Raw genomic sequence first — 24,342 nt, 5'->3', positions numbered from 1 at the left:
ATTAGAAATTATTTAATTCCGATAATATTACGTCAAAGAATTTTTTTAAATAATAATATACAATAACCCCTTTTATTAAAAGCAATATTTTTGAGTGCTATGCAATTATTTTTTTACAATTTTTTGTACCAGCCTATTTGAATTATAATTGTCTATGTCGACTACATAAATGCCCCTGGCGAGTCCGGACAAATCTATTTCTTTTATTCCTTTAACACTCTGTTTCTTCCAACTCTCGTTGTATACTACCTTTCCGGTTAAATCTATAATTCTAATTTCTATATTTTTTGCTGCACTGTATCCCGTTCCAAAATCAATATTAATTGTGTTTACAAAAGGATTGGGAATAATAGTAATGTTTTTATTCTCTGCAAGCTTATCTGAACCGGTGTAGGTTTGCTGAATTTCAAGATTATCGATAGCCCAACCCCAGCCATTGACCGATTTGTCGGAGGAAAGTCGGAATCTGAAAATTACAATATCTCCTTCTTTAAATGCTGACTCTTCAATAATGTTAATTTTATGTTTGCGGTACATTTCTTTTATCTCCGAATTAAGTATCAGGCTGTCTGTAACAAAAGATTCAAAAAATACAGAGCTCCATTCTTCGAAAATATTAGAATCATAACCTTTGGTAATCGGAAGCCATGTTTTTCCGTAATCTTTACTTCCTTCAACAATAACATAATCCCAAAAATACTTGTCTGTATAACTTGTCCCGACTTCAGCCGGCTCTACAAGCACAATTTCATCAAATTGCATTAAACCACCCTTTTTCAAAATAACCGGATACTTTAAAATTGCGTAGTGATTATAGTATTCACTTTCAATATCAGAGGTATGATAAGGATTCTCAGTGTGTAAGTTTCCGTCGTTGAATCCGGTTGGTTTTGAGACTAAAAAATCAGATAAGACAAAATCGCCTGTTGCTGAATTAAAACTATTTTGATAAGATTCTGCTGCACCAAGTGCTTCGAAGATTTCTACTTTGTAAAAACCGTTGGCTGGACTGGTACTGTAATTCCCCAATGTCGATTCATCTTTTGCTACCAGCCTGTATTCTACAATGCTTGCATCACCAAACTCATCAGAGACTGATATTTTTCCTGAAAAATAATCTTGGCCCGGTCGGATAGAATTTAACGGAATCTCTTTTATTTTACCGTCTATTTTCATCTCTGCTTTTACTTCGGAAACCCCTGTATTGTCGGTCACCACGGCAATTAAATCAAAATTTGAAGCACTTTTTTCAATAAACTTTTTTGCGTTATGAAATATCTCCGGTGGATAATAATCAGGCCCAACACGAAAGCTTAGTTTTTTTTGGGGTGCAATGGAAGGGAACCTGAAAATTCTGTTATCTGTTGAATTCACTTCGAAATAATAGTGAACAAATCCCTCGTGAGAATCAAGTGGAAGCTCTCCAAAAAAATTGTTGTTAGCAGAATTATAAGAAAACCAAACAGTATCAGCAGTTGAAAAATTGTCAATCGAAAAAATAATTTTGAAACTTGAAAGATTTAGAGGCAACTCGGAAGAAATGCCCACGGATACCGGAAGTTTTTCGCGAGGAGTCTCAAAATCTTTTAGTTCTTCAAAAATAAAAGAAACCGATTCCCAACCTATTTCCGATAACACTTTGAGCGTTGTTTCTCCCGGATGATGGATGGCCTCTCCTTTTTTGATCTCAAAAGACATAAGCTGATTGCGGTTTGTCGATTCTTTAAAATGGTAAATACTGGAGCCATCAACCCATTCGTCCGGAGAATAAATCCAATCCAAAGTTTCCCGGTCATCTGATACGATATTGGTATGGTTCAATTTCAATTTGTTGGAAGTTAATTGCTCGTGCAATTCTACCGAAGGGCTTTCAAAAAGTACTTTGTTTGAAATTTGTTGGTTCAGGTCATTAAAAACTAGGTAATCGTATATGCTCGGCAGATTATTTGCATTATCAAGATAACCCATTCCATTTTCATCTTTAAAAAAACCATAAAAACCGAGCCCATGTGCAATATCATGCAAAACAGAAGTTACAAAGTCGTAACTGGTGGAAGGCGTGTTTCCGTCAGTTCCAAAATACCATGGCATATTTTCATTGAAATTACATATAATATCAGACTTGCCAGGATTAACCTCCTCCGCCAAAAGTTTTTCAACTAGTGCTACCGGGTAATAAACATCTGCTACCGGTGCTGCTTCAAAAGTTCTAAAATTTAACGCAGGCCGGCTTTCCGAAACGATAGAATTATCAAGAGAATCCCAACGTGCGATAATGTGAATTGTGACCGGTGATGAGAGGATGCTCTCCCAAATAGAGACTGCATATAAAAAAGCTGTTTCTGCGTTTTGCGGAAAATTGATAAATGTAACATCGATATCCGACTTTTGCTCCGGAAGAGATTTAAGTTGACTAAATTCAAAAGGTGGAGGGGTAAAACATTTCTCTATTTTGTCAGAAGCAACGTTTATGGCGTTTCCACCGTCAATCCCCTGCATGAACAATTGCTTCTGCGCACTTACAATATTTACTGAAATAATGCAAGTGGCGCCAAAAATCGCCCATCTCATTTTACTTTAAATTTTGGAAAGTTTGTAAATCAAATCATTCTTGTAAATGTACTAATATTCAATGATATGTAAAAGAAATCCGTTCCTATACAGATGGTTATAGATACTGATTTTGTGACTGGAATTTTCTGATTCTACCTTAAATAAAACTGATTTTTTGCATTCGTCAAAGGCAAAAGCTCAATTGCAGAAAGCTTGATTTTGAAATAGAAATCCCTTTATTATGTAAAATAAAATAATAAATGCTGAATCAACTCTATAAATTGAGTTTCAAAAACGTACCATATTTTTAAAAGTTTCAGGTTTTTTTTTATTTTTATAGTTAATTAGTTCAATTCCATATAGCACATCGGATTGAGCTTTTAAAGGATGCTTGATTTACTTAGAAAGATAAAATCGAAATAAACCTCTTTAAAATATTCTATGAAGAAGATCCTGGCCATTGATGACAGTGAGATCAATTTAGAATTACTATTTCGCATTTTTAAATTGCATTATCCGGAATATCAGTTTTTAAAAGCACTTTCGGGGAAACAGGGTATTGATTTGGCAATTAAAGAGCGACCGGAAATAATATTACTCGATATCATTATGCCGGAAATGAATGGGTATGAAGTATGTAAATTTTTAAAAAAAGAAGCCGCCACACAAGACATTCCAATAATAATGATCTCCGCCTTGGGCCAGAATTCAGAAGAAAGGACAAAGGGGCTAAATGTCGGAGCCGATGCTTTTATCTCAAAGCCATTTAGCCAGAGCGAATTAAGAGCGCAAATAAACGTAGCCCTGCGAATAAAAAAAGTTGAGGATTTACTGCGAAAACGAAATGAAAGTCTGGAGTTATTTATTAAAGATCAAACAAATAAATATTTACAAAATGAAGAGAGATTTCTTCAGATATCTGCTCATGCACTTGAATTTTACTGGGAGGTGGACTCAAAAGGAGTTTTTACATATGTTAGTCCAGCCATTGAAAAAATCTTGTTTATAGAACCTCATAAAGTTATTGGGGAAATGCATTATCTCGATTTTTTTCAGGTAAGGGATTGGAAAACCAAAAAAAGTAAGATCGAACTCAGTTTTATAGAAAGGTCGGGTTTTAACGACTTTGAAATTGAACTAAAACTGAGCAATAAAGAAAAAATTTGGCTGGCAGTAAGTGGTTTTGCTGTTTTTGATAAAAAAAATAGTTTTTATGGTTTTCGTGGTGTTTGTTACGATATTACCACACGAAAAAATGCAGAAATAGCCCTCAATAAAAATGTAAGGCAAATTAAGAACTACCAAAAGAAATTAAAAAAGCTAAATACCGAAATTACATTGGTAGAAGAAAGAGAAAGAAGGCGAATTGCGGAAAATCTTCATGATAGTTTAGGGCAAACGCTGTCTCTTGCATTTATTAAACTATCATCAATAGTTGATGAAAATACGTCTCCACATGTAAGTACAGTAATTGTGGAAACATCAGATTTGCTGGACAAGGCTATTTCAGAATCGCGAACACTTACTTACGATTTAAGCCCCCCTATTTTGTACGAATTAGGCTTGATTGCGGCTTTTAAATGGAAATTAGAACAAATAAGCAAAAACAATGGTATACAAACAGCTTTGCTTGGTGAAAACCAAAATATAAATATAAAAAAGGAGTTCAATATATTTCTGTACCGAATTGTGAGTGAACTTCTAACCAATATCATAAAACACGCAAATGCAAATTTAATTACTCTAAATATTCATAAAGGGAAAAAATATTACTATATTTCTGTTGAAGATGACGGTATAGGTTATAGAAAACCAAGAAACCAAAAAGCCACAAAAGAAGGAGGATTTGGTTTGCTCAGTATCATTGAACGTTTAGATAGTATTAAAGGACAGTTTAACATCGAATCCGAACCGGGAAAAGGAACGAAAGCGACAGTATTAATTCCACTTGAAGAATAGAAATTATGACAATTAAAGTTTTAATCGCCGATGATCACCAATTGTTTAGAGAAGGATTGGTGAACCTGCTTACATCAGCGCCTGACATTGAGGTAATTGGGCAGGCAAAAGATGGAAAAGACGCAATGGAAAAAACTTTCCAGTTAAAACCTGATGTGGTATTAATTGATATTGGTATGCCCCAAATGAATGGTATTGACGCAACCCGTCAATTAAAAAAGGAGCTGCCCGATGTTAAAATAATTGCCGTTTCAATGCATTCTGACAGACAGTATGTAAAAGGTATTTTGGAAGCCGGAGCTGATGGCTATCTTCTAAAAAACTGTACATATCATCAACTAACTGACGCGATACAATCTGTCTTTTCCGGTAAAAAAATCCTTAGTGATGACATTACTGACCTGGTAATAAAAGGATATCTGGAACCGGCAGAAACTGAAGCCGATGGTTTTTCAGATTTGTCGGAGCGCGAAGTAGAGATATTACAATTGTATGCAGAAGGTAAATCCACACGAGAAATATCGGAAAAATTGTTTATTAGTGTAAAAACAGTTGGGACCCACAAACAACATATTCTTGAAAAATTGAATCTTAAAAATAATGCCGACATTATCAAATTTGCTTTGAAAAAAGGAATGATTCATTTGTAATCTAAAATCAACCTCCCTCCTAATTATATAAGCCTATTTGAAGGAAAAAATCAGAATTATTGTGCGCTAAATTCAGGTTTGAGAATTAGCTTTTTGTGCCTCTGTTCTCTTATTTTGGTTTGTGTTAGAACCAAGAATAAGAGAAAATGAATTTTCCAGAATATTATTTGAAAAAAGAAATCAAGAAGCTTCTTTTTGATTCACAAGGAGGGGAGAGACCGGAGGGGAAAAAGGAGAAAACAAATTATAAATTGATCTTTTTTTTAGGATTTAGTGCACCCATTAAGTTCTATTGACCAGTAGGTTAGTTTTATAAAGCCAAAGCTGTCCTGAAGTTAATCAGGATAGCTTTCCCCTTTATTAACTAAAAAATAGCTTACAAATGAAGAAAATATTAGCCGTCGACGATCAAAAAGTCAATTTAACAGACTTAAAAATCAAAATAAAATTTATTTCTCCGGACATAGAATTTATAGCTACAAGCTGTCCTAAAAAGGGTCTGGAATTGGCTTTGGAAGAACAACCCGATATCATTATTCTTGATATCATGATGCCGGACCTCGATGGTTACGAGGTGTGCAGGCGCTTAAAAAGTAACAAACTAACCGAAAATATACCTGTAATATTTTTAACTGTTCTGGACAACAACCGCGAAAACAGAATTAGAGCCATTGAAGTTGGTGCTGATGCATTCCTTTCCAAACCAGTTGATGAAATTGAACTTAGAGTTCAAATAAATGCCATGTTGAAAATCAGGGAGAGTTGTATAAAAAGACAGGAAGAGAAACACAAACTTGAAAAGCTGGTTGAAAAACGAACACATGAGCTAAAAAAGGAGCTGGAAAAACGAAGAGAAACGGAAATCCGTCTTCGTGAAAACGAAAAGAAATATCGTGAACTTGTCGAAAGTTCCCCCGATATTATTTACATCATCTCGAGTAAAAAAGGTGTAACATTTGGAACCAAACGTGTAACAGAGATCCTTGGTATTCAGCAGGAAGATTTTAAAAACAATCCAGACCTCTGGCTAAAACTTGTTCATCCGGATGACCAAAATATGGTTAAAAAAATTACTGATACAAATTTTAGAGAAACAAGTTTTGATATTGAATATAGAATTAAAGACGCAAAGAATAACTGGCATTGGTTTAGGGATCGTTCCATAAGCAGGCAAATTCAAAACAACGAAGTAATAGTTCAGGGAATTGCAACTGATATTACAAAACGAAAATTAGCTGAGCAGAAATTAAAAGAAAACGAAAATGAACGCCAAAGAATAACAGACAATATTCCTGGAGTTGTATATCAGTTAAAAAAGTACACAACCGGAGAAACAAATTTTACGTTTTTGGGATCAAAATCAATAAATGATATTGAACTTACCGGAGAAGAAGTGAAAGACAATCCAAACTTATTTTACAAATCCGTCCATCCTGAAGACTTAGAGAAACTAATTAAATTAAGAGAAGAGTCAATAAAAAATAGTGAACCCTTCCAGATCGATGTACGGTTTATAAAATCAGACGACAGCATTGTATGGCTGCGCGTGAGATCAATACCGGAAACACTTGACGACGGTACAGTTTCAATAACCGGAATTGTAATGAACATTAGCGAGAACAAACTTGCAGAAGAAAAAATAAGGGAAAGTGAGGAAAAATATCGTTTACTTATAACCCAAATGGCACAAGGCCTGGCGGTACACGAAGGTATTTTTGGTGAAAATGGTAAAATGACGGATTACCGGTTTATCGATTTTAACAGTAGTTTTGAAACGCAAACCGGTCTAAAAAGAAACGAAACTGTAGGGAAATCTTTTCTGGAAGTACTGCCGAATTCCGAATCCTATTGGATTGAAAACTATGAAAAAGTACTTAAAACCGGAAATGCATTACATTTTGAAAACTATGCGCGCGAATTAGGTAAGTATTTTGAAGTGATTGCTTATAAAATACGCGAAAATCAGTTTGCTACAGTGGTTACTGATGTAACAGAGAAAAAGAGAGATTTTAAAGAATTGTGTCAGCATAATCAAAGGCAGGAAGTTTTACTCAAAATATTCAGATATAATTCGAACCACACCCGGGAACTCTTAAATTATACGCTAAAAGAAGCCATTCATTTGACAGAAAGCAAACATGGCGTATTATTTCTATACAACGAAAACAGCAATCAGATTTCTATTGGCAGCTGCTCAAAACAATTCACAAAGAATAAACAAGTTTCAAATGTTATGTATGAGCTCGAAGAAATAGGTATCTGGGGAGAAGCTGCAAAAAGACGTAGCCCAATAACAATAAACGATATTAAATTAAGAAAAGATACTTTCAAATGTGTTTCAAAGTGTAACTACGCACCGAAAAACCTGTTGGCAATACCTGTCATAATAAAAAATGATATAAAAGCTATAATTGGGGTGTCAGACAAAGCTGAAGGCTACAATGAAAAAGATATTAAGCAAATTTCGCTTCTAATTGAAGCGGCATGGACTGTTATAGAAAGAAGCAGGCACATTGAAGAACTAAGAAGGGCAAAGGAAAGGGCTGAGGAAAGCGACAGGCTAAAATCGGCATTTTTGGCTAATATGAGCCACGAAATTCGAACACCCATGAATGGAATTATGGGATTTGCTGAGTTACTGAGAAATTCGCAGCTAACTGAAGAAGAACAACAAAATTACCTCGCTATTATAGAAAAAAGTGGCGAAAGAATGCTAAATACAATCAACGATTTGATTGACATATCAAGAATTGAGTCAAATCTTGTTGAAGTTCATTTTTCTGAATTTAATATTAATGAGCAAATGATTTATTTGTATCATTTCTTCAAGCTGGAGGCAAAAAACAAAGGATTGCAGCTAAATTACAAGACCACCTTACTTGACGGAAGAGCACTGATTATCTCAGATAAAGATAAGGTTAATGCAATTTTAATGAATCTGATAAAAAACTCAATAAAATATACCAATCAGGGTGCAATAGAATTTGGATATTCGGTAAAAGACAATTTTCTGGAATTTTATGTAAACGACACTGGAGTTGGAGTACAAACCGACAGGCAGGAAGCTATCTTCGAGCGCTTTGTTCAGGCCGATGTTAGCATCTCGAGACCCTATGAAGGCGTTGGATTAGGGCTGTCAATTGCAAAAGCATACGTTGAAATGCTACATGGAAACATCGGAATTGAATCAGAAGAAGGGAGAGGCTCACGTTTCTATTTTAGAATCCCTTATAAAACAAATACTGTTCACTTCTTTGACAATAACTCTTCTGACTTTGCAAATGCTATTGATTCTGCGAGCGTTTTAAAAGAGATGACTATCCTTGTTGCCGAAGACGATGAAACTGGCAGAATGTACATAGAGCATATGTTGGACGGGAAATGTAAAAAAGTAATATTTGCGAAAAATGGAAAAAAGGCAGTTGAATATTACGAAAATAACCATGATGTTGATTTGATATTAATGGATATGAAAATGCCCGAAATGGATGGCTATGCAGCAACAAAAAAAATAAAGGGAATAAACAGCGAAGTATTAATTATAGGACAGTCGGCATTTGCACTACCCGGAGACAGAGAAAAATCGATAGCTGCCGGTTGTGACGACTATCTTACAAAGCCCCTGGATAAAAACAAACTGTTCCAAACAGTATACAAACATTTTAAAAACTCTGTTGAAATTCACTAAAAGGAATAAAATATAATCTTTGTCAACTTGGCCATAGCCTCAAAGTAAGATTTAATCCAAATCAGGTTATAACGGATGACATAAAAAAATCCCGGCGAAAAGCCGGGATTTTACTTGTCCTTTAAGCGTCGAACTTTTTGTTCGATGGAATGAAAATCCACACAAATTTATCTCTACTAATATTTAAAACTGCAAATCTTGGGCTGATTGTGCAGGTTGAAAAATCTGAATTTTCATTTCAAAAATGCTGAGCTTTGGGTTTCGCTCAACGTAAATCTACCGATACTAAAACTAACTAATTAAAGCAATATCTTTTTCTCTTCGTTGTAAACAAGCATTATGATAAATCAAAATTTTATCAATTTCTTTATCGGCGCATTGAAAAGCGAACTTAAATTTCTCTTCACTTTTCCAATTCCGATACTTATTTAGCGGACAACTTTCATCCTCTTCGTCCATCGGACAGGAAATCAGAAGTCCAAAAAGCCATGTACATTTATTCAATGAACTCATAATGTGCTTTATTGAGTTAATAGTACAAAGCTAATCAATAGTACTACTTCTTAAGAAATTATATTGCTGATTTTGAGGGGATAAAATGCCGATTTTTATTCAATGAAATGGAAATAATTTACGAGGAAGGTTTTTATGAGAAAAAAGAAAGGCTAGTTCAATAACCAGCCTTTTCTCAATCAACCTAAACCTAAACTAAACCAAAAACCAAACTATCTATTTAGTGAGTAACTTTGAAATAAACTCTTGCTAATAAAACAGCGTTCTAAAAAAAAAGTTTAAAAATTAGAATATTTTTTATTTTTTTAGAAAACACTTATAAGCTAGGTGGTTCAAATTCATATCAAAACTACCGTTCGACAGGATTTTTTGGGTAAATAATTCAGTAGAATATCCGCTGTCCACCACTGCTGAGCCGCTTTTTTTCTTTTGGTAAATTCGTTGGAACCCAACTTTATGGTTTCCTTTTTTTTGAGAAGTGAGCAGTATTTGTGGTCTGGGATTTTCTAAAAATTCTATTTTATCACCTGTATTACCATTCCGTCAGGACAGGTTTTCTGTTCTAACGGGTTTTATTCCCCGAAGCTTTGTTACGTTTGGTAAAGGTTATTTCAACTTCACACCTTTGGTTGTCCTTTGAGGTCGTTGTTTCCTGCCCTCGGTAACCCAATGCTAATATTCAGGGATCGCGTAGCCTAACCGTATCCACTCCTACTGTCTTTGTCGTGGGTTGAAGTAAGTTGCAAAGGATTAATTATACCCTCTGGTGCAAAACACCTTTTAAAATCATTATCACGCAATTTTTTCATCGCTGTAGATTTATGCAAAATGATAGAAACTCACGCAATAGTTTTAAATAAAGCTTTGTTTAAAAAATCAGAATAATCCTGGTCTTTTCAGCATACATTTCCTGACCGTCGCGTTTAATCGACCTTTCATTAAGCAGAAGGGTTTACCAATGTAATATTTCCTACGAAAGAACTTGCTTAATTTCTGATTGAAATTCGAACATAATTTGTTGATTATGTATGTATTAGCAGGGTCCTGGTTGACAGGAGATAGTTGTTTATAATTGAATGATAAAAACAAAAAAAATTCAATCGGCTTCGACTTAATATTTTATTACTTTGTTGAGATAAAGGAGCAAATATGCAGAAAAACAAACTAATAGCACCCTTTTTAAAATGGGTTGGTGGGAAACGACAGATTATTCCAACTATTAGTCAACTCATACCGAAAAATCCATCGAACTATTACGAGCCATTCATTGGAGGGGGAGCGCTTTTGTTCCATTTGCAACCTTCAGAAGCTGTGGTTAACGACTGTAATACTGAATTAATTACTGTTTATGAAGTTATTCGCGACAACGTGGAGGAGCTCATTGAGGATTTAAAAAAACACAATAATGAGGAGTCTTATTTTTATAGAATTAGGGCAATAGACAGAACCGATGGGTATAAAAATCTCTCAAAAATAGAAATAGCATCAAGGGTTATTTTTTTAAATAAAACCTGCTACAATGGATTGTACAGAGTAAACAGTTCTGGTGAATTTAACTCACCTTTCGGGAAATACAAGAACCCAAACATTGTTAATGAAATCACCTTGAGGGCTGTAAGTAAGTATCTGAATTCAAATAATATAAAGATATTAAATCAAGATTTTGAAGAGGCTTTGACAGATATAGAAAAAGGATCATTTGTTTATTTTGACCCACCTTATGACCCCATATCAAAAAGCTCAAACTTTACAGGATACAGCCACGGCGGGTTTAATGAAGAAGAACAAATCAGATTGAGGAACCTTTGTAATAAGATAGACAACCAGGGAATAGACTTTCTTTTGTCTAACTCTGCCACTCCATTCATATTGGAGCTATACAAAGACTATAACATTACTTTTGTTAAAGCAAATCGCTCTATAAATTCTGTAGCAAACAAAAGGGGTGAGATTGATGAGGTCTTAATTAGGAATTATGACTAAGTCAAAAAGCGATAACCACAACAGCTTTTTTGAAATAGACGCTAAATATACCAATTCAGGGAAGTATACAAAAGGGAAGGCCAAACCGGTACCTTGCTTGTTCTGTCTAAAACGGATTTAAAGTTTTGCATTTCCCGATGAGGAGAGCTTCGATGGGGACTTACTGCGTATTAAAATACACCATTTTAACTTTTTTTTCGGGACAATTTCAAATTCCGTCGATAAAAAATCCTTGTTTTTCGATTTCGTTTTAAGAAGGATGGTTTTGTACGTAGCTTTGAATTAAACAAAAACAAGAAGCTATGAAAACAATAGTAAAACAAATCGCAACAGGAACATTTATCGCACTTTTTATATTGGTTGGAAATGTAAAATCCGAAGGAGCAGAAACAAAAGCCACAACTCATAAAGCTGCGGAAATAACGCTTCAACTGGAACAGTGGATGACAGATGAAAATATTTGGAACACAATTGCGCTTAATACGACAGAATTTGTTCAGGAAACAGAAGCGGAACTGGAGCTTGAAAACTGGATGACAAACAGTTGCTCATGGACTTTGAATAACAGTTTTGCAAAAGAAATCGAACCGGAACTGGCTGTTGAAAGTTGGATGATTGACGAAAATAGTTGGAAATAGTCTGGGAGACCAGAAACAAAAATGGTTAGTTTAGTTAAACAAAAAAGGCTGTAATTTCTACAGCCTTTTTTAATTTAATTAATTGCCAAAATTTGCATGTAAAATTTCAGCCAGTTTCTTTTTAATATCCTGATAATCGGGATTGTCAGCTAAATTTTTAAACTCTTTTGGATCTTTTTCATAATCATAAAGTTCAGCCCCTAATCTTCCTTCATCCCACTCGGTATACCGGTACCGTTTTATGCGAACCGAACGACCAAAAATTGTTGGATTGTCGGAACCAACACGGGGATTAAAACTGTATTTTGATCCTCCTTCACGAGGCCTCGGGTTAACCGTTCTTGCCTGCAATGTAAACGCCGGATAATCCCAATTTGCGTCGGGCTCTTTTATCAGTGGTACAAGGCTATGTCCTGCCAGATCACTCGGAGCATCAAAGCCTGATATATCTGCCAAAGTCGGATAAATGTCAACCATTTGTACAATGGCATCGGTAGCCGTTCCTTTAGGCATTCCGGGTACCGAAATGAGCAATGGCTGTTTCGATGATTTTTCAAACAGGGTTTGTTTTTGCCACTGGCCGTGTTCTCCCAGATTGTAACCATGGTCGCTCCAGAAAACGATGATTGTATTATCCAGTAATCCAAACTCTTCCAGTCCGTCCAGTAATTTTCCGATTTGCGCATCAACAAACGATATACATGCGTAGTAAGCCTGAATGGCTTTTTTCTGCTGTTCTTCTGTGGCTCCGCCATTTAAAGGCAACGTCCAGGCTGCAGCATGGGGTTTATTGTCCCAGTCATTTTCAGGGTTTTCACGCAGCTTGATTTTTTCCAGCGGATATAAATCAAAATATTTTCGGGGTGCCATGTAAGGAATATGTGGACGGTAGAAACCTACTGCCATAAAAAAAGGCTGAGGGTTTACACGTCCCTGCATATATCCCCCGTAGGCGCTGGCGGTAGCATTTCCTGTACGCTCACGCAAAATGCTTATTGCTACATTGGCTGAAATAGCATCTGTTAATTCATCGTCATTACAGTCCATGGCAAGATAGGTACCCAGCATCGGGGCATCAGCCACCAATTTATACTCATCCGTTTTATCTTTCCCTATGGGGTTATAGGTAGTCGTCCACGACGCAGGATCATCGTGCCCCGGCTGTCCGATACCGCTTGGCACTCCCTGATGAAATATTTTCCCTATTCGACATGTATAATATCCATTGTTTTTGAACATCTGCGCTATGGTTACAGCATCGGGCAGTGCGTCACGAAAAGTTGGGTAGAGGTCATAAACTCCGGTTTTATCCGGAAGATAACCCGTCATTAAAGAAGCGCGGCTTGGTGCACACAACGGTGCCTGGTTGTAGGCATTGTTGAAGACAACTCCTCTTTCAGCCAACCTGTCAAAATTGGGTGTGTAAACATCCGGGTTTCCAAAGGCATTTAAATCACTGCTCATGTCATCGGAAGCGATGAACAGAACGTTCATTTTCTCTTGCTGCGCTACTGAGGTGAAACTCACTCCAAGCAGAACAATTAATGAGATTATAATTTTTTTCATTGTTTATGTTTTAGTTCTATAACTCGTTGATTTACTATTTTTCCAGCTGATTCTCAACTGCAACCACTGTTTTAAGGTGTTCTGCCAAAACCTGCTTGATTTCTTTAATAACTTCCGGATGTTTTTCCGCAATGTTGTATTTTTCTGAAGGATCAACATTCAAATTATATAAAAGTGGTGGATCCTGAACTGTTTTCTCATTACTCCCGTATTCCGGTTGTGTGATAAAGTGCGCTTTGTAAGCACCCTTTCTAACCGCAAAAACTTCTGTACCGCGATAATAAAATATTACATCCCTTTTGCTTTTCCCGGTTCCGGAAAGAACAGGGTAAATGTCATAACCGTCATAAACTCTGTCTGAGGGAAGTTGAACATTGGCCAGTTTTGCAAATGTGGGGAGAAGATCCATTGTTGTGCCAAGCTCAGCAACAACACCAGGTTGTATTTTTCCGGGACTCCAAAAAATGGTTGGTTCACGCATTCCGCCTTCATATGTGCCTCCTTTACCGCCACTGAGCAAGCCTGCGCTTCCTCCCTGTTCGCGAAAAACCAGCCAGGGCCCATTATCCGATGTAAATACAACAATCGTATTTTCATCCAATCCGGTTTCCTTTAAAGCATTTGCTACTTGGCCAACACTCCAGTCGAGTTCCTGGATTACATCTCCGTAGATTCCACGCAAACTAACGTTTTCAAAATCCTTTGAACGAAAAAGAGGAATGTGGGGCATAGAATGTGCCAGGTAAATAAAAAAAGGTTTTTCTTTATTTTGCCGGATAAATTTAACTGCTTCCTGAGTGTAGCGTTTGGTGATTGTTGTTTGGTCGGCAGGCCTTTCCACAATTTTATTGTTTCGCATCAGCGGTACATTAAAATAATCGATTTTCGGATTGGTATTCATTTCCATGTAATTACCTTCTTTTACACGATCCATGTCATTACTGTAAGGTATTCCAAAATAAAAATCGAACCCGTGAGAAGTTGGTAAATATTGTGAATGGTGGCCAAGATGCCATTTACCAATACATGCGGTGGCATAACCAGCCTTTTTTAACGCTGAGGCGATGGTTATTTCGTTTTCCGGCAGACCTCCGTTGGAGTCCGGGAATAATACCCGGCGTTTTCCGCTGCACATCCCCGAGCGGATGGGTAATCTCCCTGTCATCAGCCCCGCCCGGGATGGAGTACAAACCGGCGCGGCTACGTAAAAGTTGGTCCATTTTTGTCCTTCGTATGCCAAACGATCCAAATTGGGTGTTTTAATCGTTGGGTGCCCAAAAGTTCCCATGTCTCCGTAACCCATATCGTCGGCAAAAATGATTACAAAATTCGGAGTTGGAGTACTTTCTTTTTCAACCGCAAAAGTGGTTTGATTTGAAAATATTCCGGTCGTAAAAGCGAGGATTAGAATTGTCAGTTTTATGTGTAAACGTCTCATTGTTGTTATTTAAAATTTTTATTCATCTGAAGTTGACCGAAAATGCATCCTGAAAGTTTATTTTAGTTGGTTTGTTGCTTATACGTGTCCATTTCGGTTTCCCATTGTTTTAATAAAGCCTTTAGTTCATCTGCTTTTTCGGCGTTTGAACCCATCAAATTGTCTTTCTCGCCCAGGTCGTTTTTTAAATTGAAGAGGTATTCGTCTTCCTTGATCTTTAAATATTTCCATTCCCCTTTCCGAACAGCCCACTGCCCCCGGTACCTCCAGAATACAGGGCGTTCTTCCGGGTTTTTATTGTTGAACATCAGGTTTGCAAAATCAATTCCGTCAAGGTTGTCTTCCGGTGTGGTTCCAATAATTTTAAGGAATGTGGGTAAAATATCCATACTCAAAATTGTGGCATCGGTGGTTTGGCCGGCATCAATTTTTTTGGGATACCAGGCAATCGCCGGAACACGGTGTCCTCCTTCCCATAAGGAGGTTTTGAAACCATTCAGGCTTCCATTGCTTCCCATATTTGTTGCGCCATTATCAGAACAGAAAAATACGAGCGTATTATTTTGAAGATTTAGTTGGTTTAGCTTTTCAAAAATGCGCCCGATGTTTTCATCCATAATTTCAATCATTTCTTTATAAGCCTGCTTTTTATCCGGTCTGGAACCATGAGCCTCAAACTCCGCTCCCGGCAAACGATCAGCTTTGTCGTTCCGGCCCTGGTAAGGATAGTGCGGAGCTTCATGCGGTAAATACAAAAAGAAAGGTTTATCCTGATTGTTTTCAATAAATTCCAGGGCATGGTTTGAAATGAGGTCGGTAACATAACCTTTTTCATAAGATGTATCTGCATTCAACCACCAGTCGTGCAGCCCAATTCCGTCGCGGTGCGAAATATAGTCTACGTTGCCGCTCACATAACCGTAAAACTGATCAAAACCGTGATGCACCGGATTAAATTCAGGTTTATATCCGAGGTGCCATTTCCCAAAAGCTCCGGTAGTGTAACCGGCATCTTTCATATATTCAGCGATGGTTTTTTCATTTTGTGAAATACCATAGATTCTTCCATCAAGCCGGGCATAGATTACTCCCTCCAAACCCGCGCGTTGCTGGTAGCTTCCTGTCATTAATGCCGCTCTTGTTGGTGTGCATACGGCTCCATTTGAATGGTAATCGGTAAATTTTAATCCTTCTGAAGCCATCTTATCCAACACCGGTGTTTGGATGGTTTTATTTCCGAAGCAACTTATATCACCATAACCCAAATCATCCGCCATGATTAGAATAATATTCGGCGATTTTGATGACGGATTGGAACAGGAAAAGAGCAACAGTAAGAAAAAAACACAAACACTTTTTGCCGATGAAAAATTGACTGATTTGAAGAATTTAAATTTCATTGGTTTTATTTTTTTTGTTTTTGCCAGGGAATGTTACCTGATTCGCGAATGTGCTGAGACAAATTATATCTTAATTCGTTAAACTTTTCAGTGTTTTCATTCAATGTTGATTTTTCGGCCGGATCAGTCCCTAGATTAAATAACTCCAGTGGCTCAAAAGGAGTGTTTTGTAATAATTTAAATGAGCCCTGGCGTATTGCGTAATAACACATTCCTGCATATTTCCCGCCTTCACGGCGCATAAAATATACACTCCGGCTGTTTGTATCCTGTTCTTCGCCACTTATACTTTTGAATAAACTAATCCCGTCAATTTTAGTATCAACTGTTGCTCCGGCTATTTCACACAGAGTAGGGAGGATATCCATTGTTAGTCCGAGATTGTAACTCTCCGATTTCGATTGAATTTTCCCCTGCCAAACAAAACAGGTTGGCACTTTAATTCCTCCTTCATACATATCCTGTTTCCCGCCGCGGAGACTTCCGTTTGATGCGCCGCTGGGCAGATGTCCTCCGTTATCGGAAGAAAAAATAATCAGCGTATTCTCACTCAAATCCAATTCGTCGAGTGTATTTAGTACTCTTCCGATTCCGTCATCCAAATGTTCCACAAAAGCCACATTTTTCGTTCTTTTTTCGGAGAGTTGCGGCTCGCGCTTCTTCACCTTTTCAAACCAGTCCTCTGGCGGTTGAATGGGAAAGTGTGGCGCGTTGTAGGCGAGATAAAGAAAAAAAGGAGAATCGTTTTCCTTTTGATTTTTTAAATAATCGATTGCCCAATTTGAAAAAACATCCGTTGCGTGACCTTTCGGATCGACCTCCTGGTTGTTTAAACGCATATAATTATTCCCATGTCTCAGATGAGTCCAGTAATCATCCATCATATCGCCCAAAAATCCATGAAAAAAGTCGAAACCTCTCTCGTTTGGAGTATTTGGCGACTCCAGACCCAAATGCCATTTTCCAATAATTGCGGTTTTGTATCCTGCCTTTTTTAGCATTTCGGGCAAGGTTGGAACATCTTCCTTTAAATATCCCCAGCTGTTGTCTTCGTGTGTCCGGATTACTCCCGGAACTCCAACCATGTCGGGGTAGCAACCTGTAATTAAACTTGCCCGTGTTGGCGAACAAACCGTACAGTTGGCATAAAAATTTTTGAAATGCATTCCTTTTTTAAAAAGTTTGTCGATGTTTGGCGTGTAGATATCTTCGCCGCCTTGTACCGACAAATCGCCATATCCAAGGTCATCAACAAGAATTACAATGATATTGGGTTTTGCATTGCCCTGTGTTAAATCAGCACATTTCCCCTGAAATGAAAAAACAAAAATGATTAAAACGGCAAATATTTTTTTTAGAAAGACAGCATTCATAAGTATAGAATATTAAGTGTTTAAAATTAATTCCCGGCAAACCAGTCTCCTCCTTCCTGGACCATTTCCTTCCTGAGCCGAAGCATTTCTTTTTTTAACTCTTTCACCACTTCCGGATATTTATCTGCAAGATTATTTTCCTGCTCCACGTCGTCATTTAAATTGTACAATTCGAATTGAGTTGGAACCAGGTTTTTCAGATATTCCATATGATTTTTTTCAAAACTCCAGGGACGGATATTTGCCAGTTCACTCTCATTTAATGTTTCTGCAAGTGGAATTAATTTCTGATAACCCAGTAAACACCAGTCTCCTTTTCGAATCATACAAATCGGATCGTGAAAATAACGGTAAAAGAAAATGGGCTCCTCTCTTTCCACGTTATCTTTTTCGCCAAAAAATACAGGTGAAATATCAATTCCATCATATTTTCGATCCGTTGGTAGCGGAATATCAGTTATTGATGCAATGGTAGGTAAAATATCGGTAAAACTGCCGTTAAACTGACTAATTTTCCCTTTTGGAACATGGGGAGGCCAGGAAACAATAAATGGTTCGCGCAGACCGCCTTCGTAATTAAAACATTTTTCTCCGCGTAAGGGGTCATTTGAATGATCCCAGCGGGAACCGTTATCGGAGGAGAACATTATAATTGTATTTTCGATGAGATTGTTTTCTTTGAGATAATCCATTAAACGTCCAACAGCAATATCCATATTTTCTATGGCTCCGTAATATTCTGCGTTGTACTTGTGCTTTTTTGTCAATTCTTCGGGAGCCGCTACTTTTAAATGTGGTTCATTAAACCAAACATCAATATAAAATGGAGTTGTATTGTCGTTGTTCTTATCGAGCCACTGAAGCGCTTCGTTAACTACCAACTGGCAGGCATATCCCTCCAGTTTTCCAACCGGTTCTCCGTTTCTGTAATAGTTTTCCGGATTGTGGTGTGAAGGAACTGCATTGTTGTATGCATAAAAACTGTAGTCAAATCCCTGATCATTGGGTAAAGGTTGATCGGTTCCCTGAGATGTTAAATGCCATTTCCCAAAGTGGCCTGTTTTGTAATTTTTCTTTTTCAGAAGCTCGGCTATTGTAATTTCCCGCGCTCTCATATGCATTGGTGAATTCTCGGGAACCCAGTTGAAAATCCCCACACGTGTAGCATTTCGTCCGGTCATTAATGCTGACCGTGACGGGCTGCAAACAGCCGCTCCGCAATAAAAATCGGTAAAGCGTATTCCCTGTTCAGCAAGTTTGTCAATATTTGGCGTTTGTGCCGTGGGCGGAAATGTTTCAGACTGACCGGAATTAAAGTTTCGGTAACAGCTTAAATCGTTGTATCCAAGGTCATCAGCCAGAATAAGTATAACATTTGGAGTTTTCGGACGATTCCCAAAAACGGAGAAAACACAAACGAAAACAAAGATTTGGATTAAAAAAGTAAATTTCTTCATTATAGTTGAAAAGTTAAAAGAAAGGATTCAGGAATGGTTGTCCTGAATCCTTTTATTTTGGTTCGTCAGATTTTTACCACCCTGGGTTTTGCTCCAGGTTTTCGTTCAATGAAAGTTCACTATTTGGAATGGGCAACAGATTAAAATGTTCTATGTAACCATCCGGAAATTTTGTTTCAACCAAACCTCCTGTGTGATCCCTTATTTCAATAGGATAAACTCCATCCAGAAATCCGTCCATTTTATGCCATCGTTTAATATCCATCCAATACAGACCTTCCAGCGCAAATTCAATTCTTCTTTCGTGTCTTAATTTTGCCCGGGCTTCTTCCCGGGATAAACCTGTGGCTACCGGTGTCATTTTAACATCATCCCGCTCTGTCCTGATTCTGTTAATTAAGGCAATTGCTTCATCTACATTACCTCCGGATTCAATGAGCGCTTCGGCTTTCGATAGGATAACATCGGCATACCGGATAACGATGTTATTTAAATCTGATTGATCGGTAGGAGCCAAATCTGCTTCATTATCTTCCCTGTATTTGCGGGTGCTGAGGTGTTTTATCCTGTTTCCCGGATGGTTATATGCTCCCCCCGGATAGAGATAATTTGGAAAGCGGTAACCAAGATAATACGAACCCGGAACTACACAAGTAGCTGCAAGCCTTGGATCCCAGCCTTCATATGGATTATCCAAATCAATTTCCGATTCAAAATATTTACCGGGTGTGCCATCAATTCTTTCGTAGGCATTTACCAAATCTTCAGTTGGTGTGTACCTTGTTCCCCTTGTCCAACTTCCTGTTCCCGTTCCGGTAAACTGGTCGAGTCGCGTTCCCTGAGAATTCTCACCCCTCATATATTGAATATCAAAAATCACCTCTTCGTTGTTTTCGTTTTCCAACTGAAATATACCTTCGTAGCTTGGAAATAACGAATATTTTCCGAGCGCCATAATTTGGTCTGCAAGGGTTATAACTTCGCTAAATTTGTTTTGATACAAAAGTGCTCTCATTTTCATTGCCATTGCTGCGCCCTTGGTTGCTCTGCCAACTTGTGGTGCATCAACGTCGAGGTTGGCAATTGCAAAGTCATAGTCTGAAATTGCCTGGTTCCAGGTTTCTTCCGCCGTATTTCTGCTAATTGTTCGTGCATCTTCTGTTGAAATTGCGTCTAAAACAATAGGGACTCCTCCGTATGATTCTACAAGTGTTGCATAAGCTACTCCTCTCAGAAATCTGGCTTCTGCTTCATACATTGACTTGACACTTGCATCCAGTTCAACATCTTCCAGCGCTTTAATTAAATAATTCGCCCTGAAAATAATTGCATACCCTCTTGTCCAACGGAAACTTACAATTTGTTCGTCGGTTGCAGAAAGTTGACCGTTTCCAATTTTGGTGATGGATAAATTTCCCCAGTTCCATCCGTTTGGTGTCGCCCCGTCCAACACACCAAAGGCAAAGAATCCTTCGTTATACAGTGTGTTTTCGCAAACTTGCCCGTAAAGCCCGTTGAGGAGTAAATCCATATCGTCCTCATTTACCGGAAAATTAGCCGAAGTGATTTTATCTTCCGGAAAGAAATCCAGAAACTTTTCGACACATCCGCCGGAAGTTAAAATCAGTAATGATAGTAAACTATAAGTTATAATATTTTTTAGTTTCATTTTCATGATTTTAGAAATTAAGATTTAAACCTAAAGATATTATCCTTGGAACCGGATATTGATTTGTACCATGTGAAAACGCGCTCTTCTCAGGATCATAGCCTTCAAATTTTTCATCTACAAGTACAAAAACGTTTTGCGCATTTATGTAAAAATAAATTTTTTGCAATCCAATTCGTGTAGTAAGTTCATTTGGCACTGCATAACCCAGTTGTACATTTTTAAGTTTTAAAAAACTTATTTCTTTAACCCAATAAGAAGATTCCAGATTATCCCATGAGTTATTAAAGTATAAAATTGGAACATCAGTATCTGTATTCTCCGGCGACCACGCATCTCTCCACCTTGTTGAAATTGTTCTGTTTTCATAATTCAAAGTGGTTAAAGCATTATTATTATAAGAATGTACTCCCAAAAGTCCCTGGAATAACAGATTTAAATCAAATCCTTTATATTTAAAAGAGGTAGTTAAACCATAAGTAACTTTAGGGATGGTATTTCCGATATCCTGTTTGTCTTCAAATCCCAGTTTCCCATCGTTATTTACATCTTCGAATTTGAGGTTTCCGGCAATGGGTTTATAACTGTTGTTACTCATGTGTTGTTCCGCTTCATCATCCGACTGATAGATGCCAACCGCTTTATATCCGTAAAGTGAGCGGTATGAATATCCTTCTCTGATTAGATACAATTGATCCGGAGAATCACCGCCCCGAAATTTGGTAACTTCATTTTCGATAAAAGTTGCATTTAACCCAATATTGTATCCAAAGCGGTCGCGGTCTATGGACTGATTGTCATAGTTAATTGTAAATTCAAAACCGTTGTTGACCATTTCACCCACATTTTCATAAGGAGGTGTTATATCACCCATTATATCCGGGATTGGTAATTGTACGATAATATCTGTTGTTTTCTTTTGGAAATAATCAGCCTCAACAGTTATTCTGTTATTCAGGAATCCCGCGTCAAAACCAATGTCAAGTGTGGTAGTTGTTTCCCAGGTAATATCTTCATCTATTAATGAGGTTACAGCTGCTCCCGGGGCAAAGCTACCGGCGTAACTATAACTTAAATCGTTATTTTGAGTAATGATTGTTAAATAGGGCCAATAGCCTGAAATATTTTGATTTCCCAGTTGCCCCCAGGATGCTCTCATTTTTAAATTCGAAAAAATATCCTGGTTTTTCATAAACGATTCGTCAATAGCTCTCCAACCTACCGAGAATCCAGGGAAAACTCCCCATCTTTTTCCTTTCTTGAACCGGGATGAAGCATCTGCTCTTATATTAGCTTCAAATAAATATTTGCTGGAAAGTGCATAATTAAAACGTCCGAAATACGAGAACATTCTCAGTCCGACCAAATTACCTTCGCCCTGAATTCCAGATGTACCGGCATCTACCTGGGTTAATCCCTCTTTTGGTGGTTCCGATCTTCTTGCATACACGTTTTTAATTTGCCGATCTTCCACTTGTAATCCGGCAATTGCGGAGAAATCATGAATCTTCGCAACTGTTTTGTTAAAATTCAATGTTGAAAATACATTGTTTACGAGTGACGATACCTGGCTGCGGGAAATTTCAATTCCTTCTCTGTTGTAGTTTTTAGTCATCATCGGAATTCCTGAGTCAGTATATCCTATAATGGTTTCATTATAATTATCAGTCATATTCCAGTTTCCTGTAGATGCAACGGTTGTTTTCCAATTTAAAAAATCGAAAAGCTTAACATTTGCAGAAGCATTGATACTTAAAAAATTCTCTTCCGCGGTTTTCTTTCCATTATTTGCATCAATTAAAGGATTTCTGTTGTCAAAAAGAATGTTTCCATCATCTGTTATGGCTTCAACTGCTCCAAATTCCCCATCCCGTGTATAGGGTGCGGTATATGGCGTAACACCATTCAGCATATCAAAAAAACGACCCATCGATCCATAAACAATATCGTTATATGGTTCTACCGCTACCTGATGGCTGTAACTTATTCGGGCATCTACAGTAAACCAGTCGTTTACTTTTGAATCAAGGTTGGCTCTGATCCCATATCTTTCTGTATTTGTATTTGGAACCATTCCATCCTGATTCATATAATTAAATGAAAGGAATGAAGAACTTTTTTCTGTTCCTCCTTTTATGGACAAATTGTGTTCCTGAATTGGAGCACTATCGAATACTACATCAAACCAATCGGTACTCGGATATTTGTACTTATCCGTTCCGTTTTCAAATGCTGAAATCATACTTTCAGGAAACAAGGGGCTTCCGCCTTCATTCTCCAGGGCGGTGTTTGTCATTCTCATGCTTTCGGCACTACTGGTAATGAGGTCGTAGCTTCTTCCTAATGTTTGAATTCCATAATAGGAAGATAAATTTACTTGCATTCGTTCGCCGGCATTACCCGTTTTTGTTGTAACCAGAATTACACCATTTGCGGCTTTTGAACCATAAATTGCGGCACTGGCTGCATCTTTTAATATGGATACACTTTCAATATCGTTTGGATTTAATTGATCAAAATCGCCTTCTATTCCATCAATTATTACCAATGGGTTCGAATTGTTCAAGGTTCCCCATCCCCGAACACGGATTTGCGCTCCATCACTTCCCGGTTTCCCTGAGTTTTGACTCACCCAAATCCCCGGAGTTTTGCCACTAAGTGCCTGAGAAGCATTCGTAATCGGCCTGTTTTCCACTTCTTCATCAAAAGTTATCATTGAAACAGAGCCGGTCATGTTAACTTTCTTTTGAACACCGTAACCAACAGCCACAACTTCCTCCAGACCAATGGTTTCCCTTTCGAGGGTGACATTAACATTTGTTTGGTCACCAACAGGAATCTCCTGTGCTCTCATACCAACAAAAGAGAAAAGTAAAATGGCATCGTCAGGTACATTGTTTAATGTGTATTCACCATCCTCATTGGTTACTGTTCCCTGCGTAGTGCCCTTAACAACAACAGTTACACCAGGCAGAGTAGCACCTGTATCATCGGTCACCCGACCGTAAATTGTTTTTTGTTGTTCACTATCAAGATTATACTCTGCGTTGCCATTTAAAGCTTTTTTCAATAAAATAAGATTGTCTTGTCTTATTTCGAAAGTAACATCTTGTCCGCTAAAGAGCTGAGTGAGAATTGTTTCTACATTCTGATCTTGTGCGTTTAATGTAACAGTTTGTTCAACGTCAACCTGTTCTCTCTGGTAGAAAAACCGAAAGTCGGTGGTTTCTTCTATTTCACGAAGTACATCTTCTACCCGTTTATTTTTTATTTCCAGCGATATTTTGGTACTCTGAGAATACACGGATGCGGACAGTTGCATAAAACAAGCCAGAAGTAATATTAAAGTTAGTTTCATAGTTAGCAATAGCTTGTGTTTCCCCCTAAAATAAGGGAAACGATCCAATTCATTTTTTTTCATAAATTTGCGTTGTTTAATGTTAAATAATAAATGG

Annotated in this window: 14 protein-coding genes; 5 read left to right on the top strand and 9 right to left on the bottom strand. The window is 37.5% G+C overall.

Going from position 1 to position 24,342, the window contains the following annotated elements; genetic code table 11:
• Nucleotides 1-105: 105 nt before the first annotated feature.
• Nucleotides 106-2,571 (bottom strand): T9SS type A sorting domain-containing protein, encoded by a 2,466-nt coding sequence (locus tag GM418_RS10620; RefSeq protein ID WP_158865867.1) that lies wholly within the window; start codon nt 2,569-2,571, stop codon nt 106-108.
• A 423-nt stretch (nt 2,572-2,994) separates the two neighbouring features.
• Here GM418_RS10620 and GM418_RS10615 point away from each other — a divergent pair, with 423 nt between their 5' ends.
• From GM418_RS10615 to GM418_RS10605, 3 genes are all read left to right on the top strand, one after another.
• Nucleotides 2,995-4,512 carry a response regulator gene (locus GM418_RS10615; protein ID WP_158865864.1) on the top strand — a complete coding sequence of 506 codons (1,518 nt, stop codon included), beginning with the start codon at nt 2,995-2,997 and terminating at the stop codon, nt 4,510-4,512.
• Nucleotides 4,513-4,517: 5 nt separating this feature from the next.
• The gene (locus GM418_RS10610) at nt 4,518-5,162 is read left to right on the top strand and encodes a response regulator (protein ID WP_158865862.1); all 645 of its coding nucleotides are present in this window, start codon (nt 4,518-4,520) and stop codon (nt 5,160-5,162) included.
• A gap of 382 nt (nt 5,163-5,544) precedes the next feature.
• The gene (locus GM418_RS10605) at nt 5,545-8,850 is read left to right on the top strand and encodes a response regulator (protein ID WP_158865860.1); all 3,306 of its coding nucleotides are present in this window, start codon (nt 5,545-5,547) and stop codon (nt 8,848-8,850) included.
• Nucleotides 8,851-9,141: 291 nt separating this feature from the next.
• Here the strand turns inward: GM418_RS10605 and GM418_RS10600 are convergent, their stop codons facing one another.
• Nucleotides 9,142-9,363, bottom strand: a complete 222-nt coding sequence (locus GM418_RS10600) for a hypothetical protein (RefSeq protein WP_158865858.1) — start codon at nt 9,361-9,363, stop codon at nt 9,142-9,144.
• Nucleotides 9,364-10,512: 1,149 nt separating this feature from the next.
• On the opposite strand from GM418_RS10600, the gene GM418_RS10595 reads away from it, so the two are divergent.
• A complete protein-coding gene (locus GM418_RS10595; RefSeq protein ID WP_158865856.1) occupies nt 10,513-11,346 on the top strand; it encodes a DNA adenine methylase in 834 nt (277 codons plus the stop codon).
• A 302-nt stretch (nt 11,347-11,648) separates the two neighbouring features.
• Nucleotides 11,649-11,984 (top strand): hypothetical protein, encoded by a 336-nt coding sequence (locus tag GM418_RS10590; protein ID WP_158865854.1) that lies wholly within the window; start codon nt 11,649-11,651, stop codon nt 11,982-11,984.
• Between the two features lie 78 nt (nt 11,985-12,062).
• Here the strand turns inward: GM418_RS10590 and GM418_RS10585 are convergent, their stop codons facing one another.
• The 7 genes from GM418_RS10585 to GM418_RS10555 form a co-directional block, all read right to left on the bottom strand.
• Nucleotides 12,063-13,550, bottom strand: coding sequence for a sulfatase (locus GM418_RS10585; RefSeq protein ID WP_158865852.1), 1,488 nt, complete (start codon nt 13,548-13,550; stop codon nt 12,063-12,065).
• Nucleotides 13,551-13,584: 34 nt separating this feature from the next.
• On the bottom strand, nt 13,585-14,988 hold the full coding sequence (locus tag GM418_RS10580) for a sulfatase family protein (RefSeq protein WP_158865850.1): 1,404 nt from the start codon (nt 14,986-14,988) through the stop codon (nt 13,585-13,587).
• Between the two features lie 62 nt (nt 14,989-15,050).
• A complete protein-coding gene (locus GM418_RS10575; protein WP_158865848.1) occupies nt 15,051-16,388 on the bottom strand; it encodes a sulfatase family protein in 1,338 nt (445 codons plus the stop codon).
• A 5-nt stretch (nt 16,389-16,393) separates the two neighbouring features.
• A complete protein-coding gene (locus GM418_RS10570; protein ID WP_158865846.1) occupies nt 16,394-17,761 on the bottom strand; it encodes a sulfatase family protein in 1,368 nt (455 codons plus the stop codon).
• Nucleotides 17,762-17,787: 26 nt separating this feature from the next.
• Entirely contained in the window at nt 17,788-19,218 is a 1,431-nt protein-coding gene (locus tag GM418_RS10565; protein WP_158865844.1) for a sulfatase-like hydrolase/transferase, read from the bottom strand.
• Nucleotides 19,219-19,291: 73 nt separating this feature from the next.
• Nucleotides 19,292-20,887 carry a RagB/SusD family nutrient uptake outer membrane protein gene (locus tag GM418_RS10560; protein WP_246222829.1) on the bottom strand — a complete coding sequence of 532 codons (1,596 nt, stop codon included), beginning with the start codon at nt 20,885-20,887 and terminating at the stop codon, nt 19,292-19,294.
• Nucleotides 20,888-20,897: 10 nt separating this feature from the next.
• Nucleotides 20,898-24,308: a TonB-dependent receptor gene (locus GM418_RS10555; protein WP_217447761.1), complete on the bottom strand. Its 3,411-nt coding sequence runs from the start codon at nt 24,306-24,308 to the stop codon at nt 20,898-20,900.
• Nucleotides 24,309-24,342: the final 34 nt, after the last annotated feature.

It is taken from the genome of Maribellus comscasis (genome assembly GCF_009762775.1).
Lineage (GTDB): Bacteria > Bacteroidota > Bacteroidia > Bacteroidales > Prolixibacteraceae > Draconibacterium > Draconibacterium comscasis.
This window is presented reverse-complemented; position numbering and strand designations above follow the sequence as displayed.

Coding starts and splice junctions, on each gene's coding strand:
- GM418_RS10620 (WP_158865867.1), bottom strand. CDS start 2,571: ATGAGATGGGCGATTTTTGGCGCCACTTGCATTATTTCAGTAAATATT.
- GM418_RS10615 (WP_158865864.1), top strand. CDS start 2,995: ATGAAGAAGATCCTGGCCATTGATGACAGTGAGATCAATTTAGAATTA.
- GM418_RS10610 (WP_158865862.1), top strand. CDS start 4,518: ATGACAATTAAAGTTTTAATCGCCGATGATCACCAATTGTTTAGAGAA.
- GM418_RS10605 (WP_158865860.1), top strand. CDS start 5,545: ATGAAGAAAATATTAGCCGTCGACGATCAAAAAGTCAATTTAACAGAC.
- GM418_RS10600 (WP_158865858.1), bottom strand. CDS start 9,363: ATGAGTTCATTGAATAAATGTACATGGCTTTTTGGACTTCTGATTTCC.
- GM418_RS10595 (WP_158865856.1), top strand. CDS start 10,513: ATGCAGAAAAACAAACTAATAGCACCCTTTTTAAAATGGGTTGGTGGG.
- GM418_RS10590 (WP_158865854.1), top strand. CDS start 11,649: ATGAAAACAATAGTAAAACAAATCGCAACAGGAACATTTATCGCACTT.
- GM418_RS10585 (WP_158865852.1), bottom strand. CDS start 13,550: ATGAAAAAAATTATAATCTCATTAATTGTTCTGCTTGGAGTGAGTTTC.
- GM418_RS10580 (WP_158865850.1), bottom strand. CDS start 14,988: ATGAGACGTTTACACATAAAACTGACAATTCTAATCCTCGCTTTTACG.
- GM418_RS10575 (WP_158865848.1), bottom strand. CDS start 16,388: ATGAAATTTAAATTCTTCAAATCAGTCAATTTTTCATCGGCAAAAAGT.
- GM418_RS10570 (WP_158865846.1), bottom strand. CDS start 17,761: ATGAATGCTGTCTTTCTAAAAAAAATATTTGCCGTTTTAATCATTTTT.
- GM418_RS10565 (WP_158865844.1), bottom strand. CDS start 19,218: ATGAAGAAATTTACTTTTTTAATCCAAATCTTTGTTTTCGTTTGTGTT.
- GM418_RS10560 (WP_246222829.1), bottom strand. CDS start 20,887: ATGAAACTAAAAAATATTATAACTTATAGTTTACTATCATTACTGATT.
- GM418_RS10555 (WP_217447761.1), bottom strand. CDS start 24,308: ATGAAAAAAAATGAATTGGATCGTTTCCCTTATTTTAGGGGGAAACAC.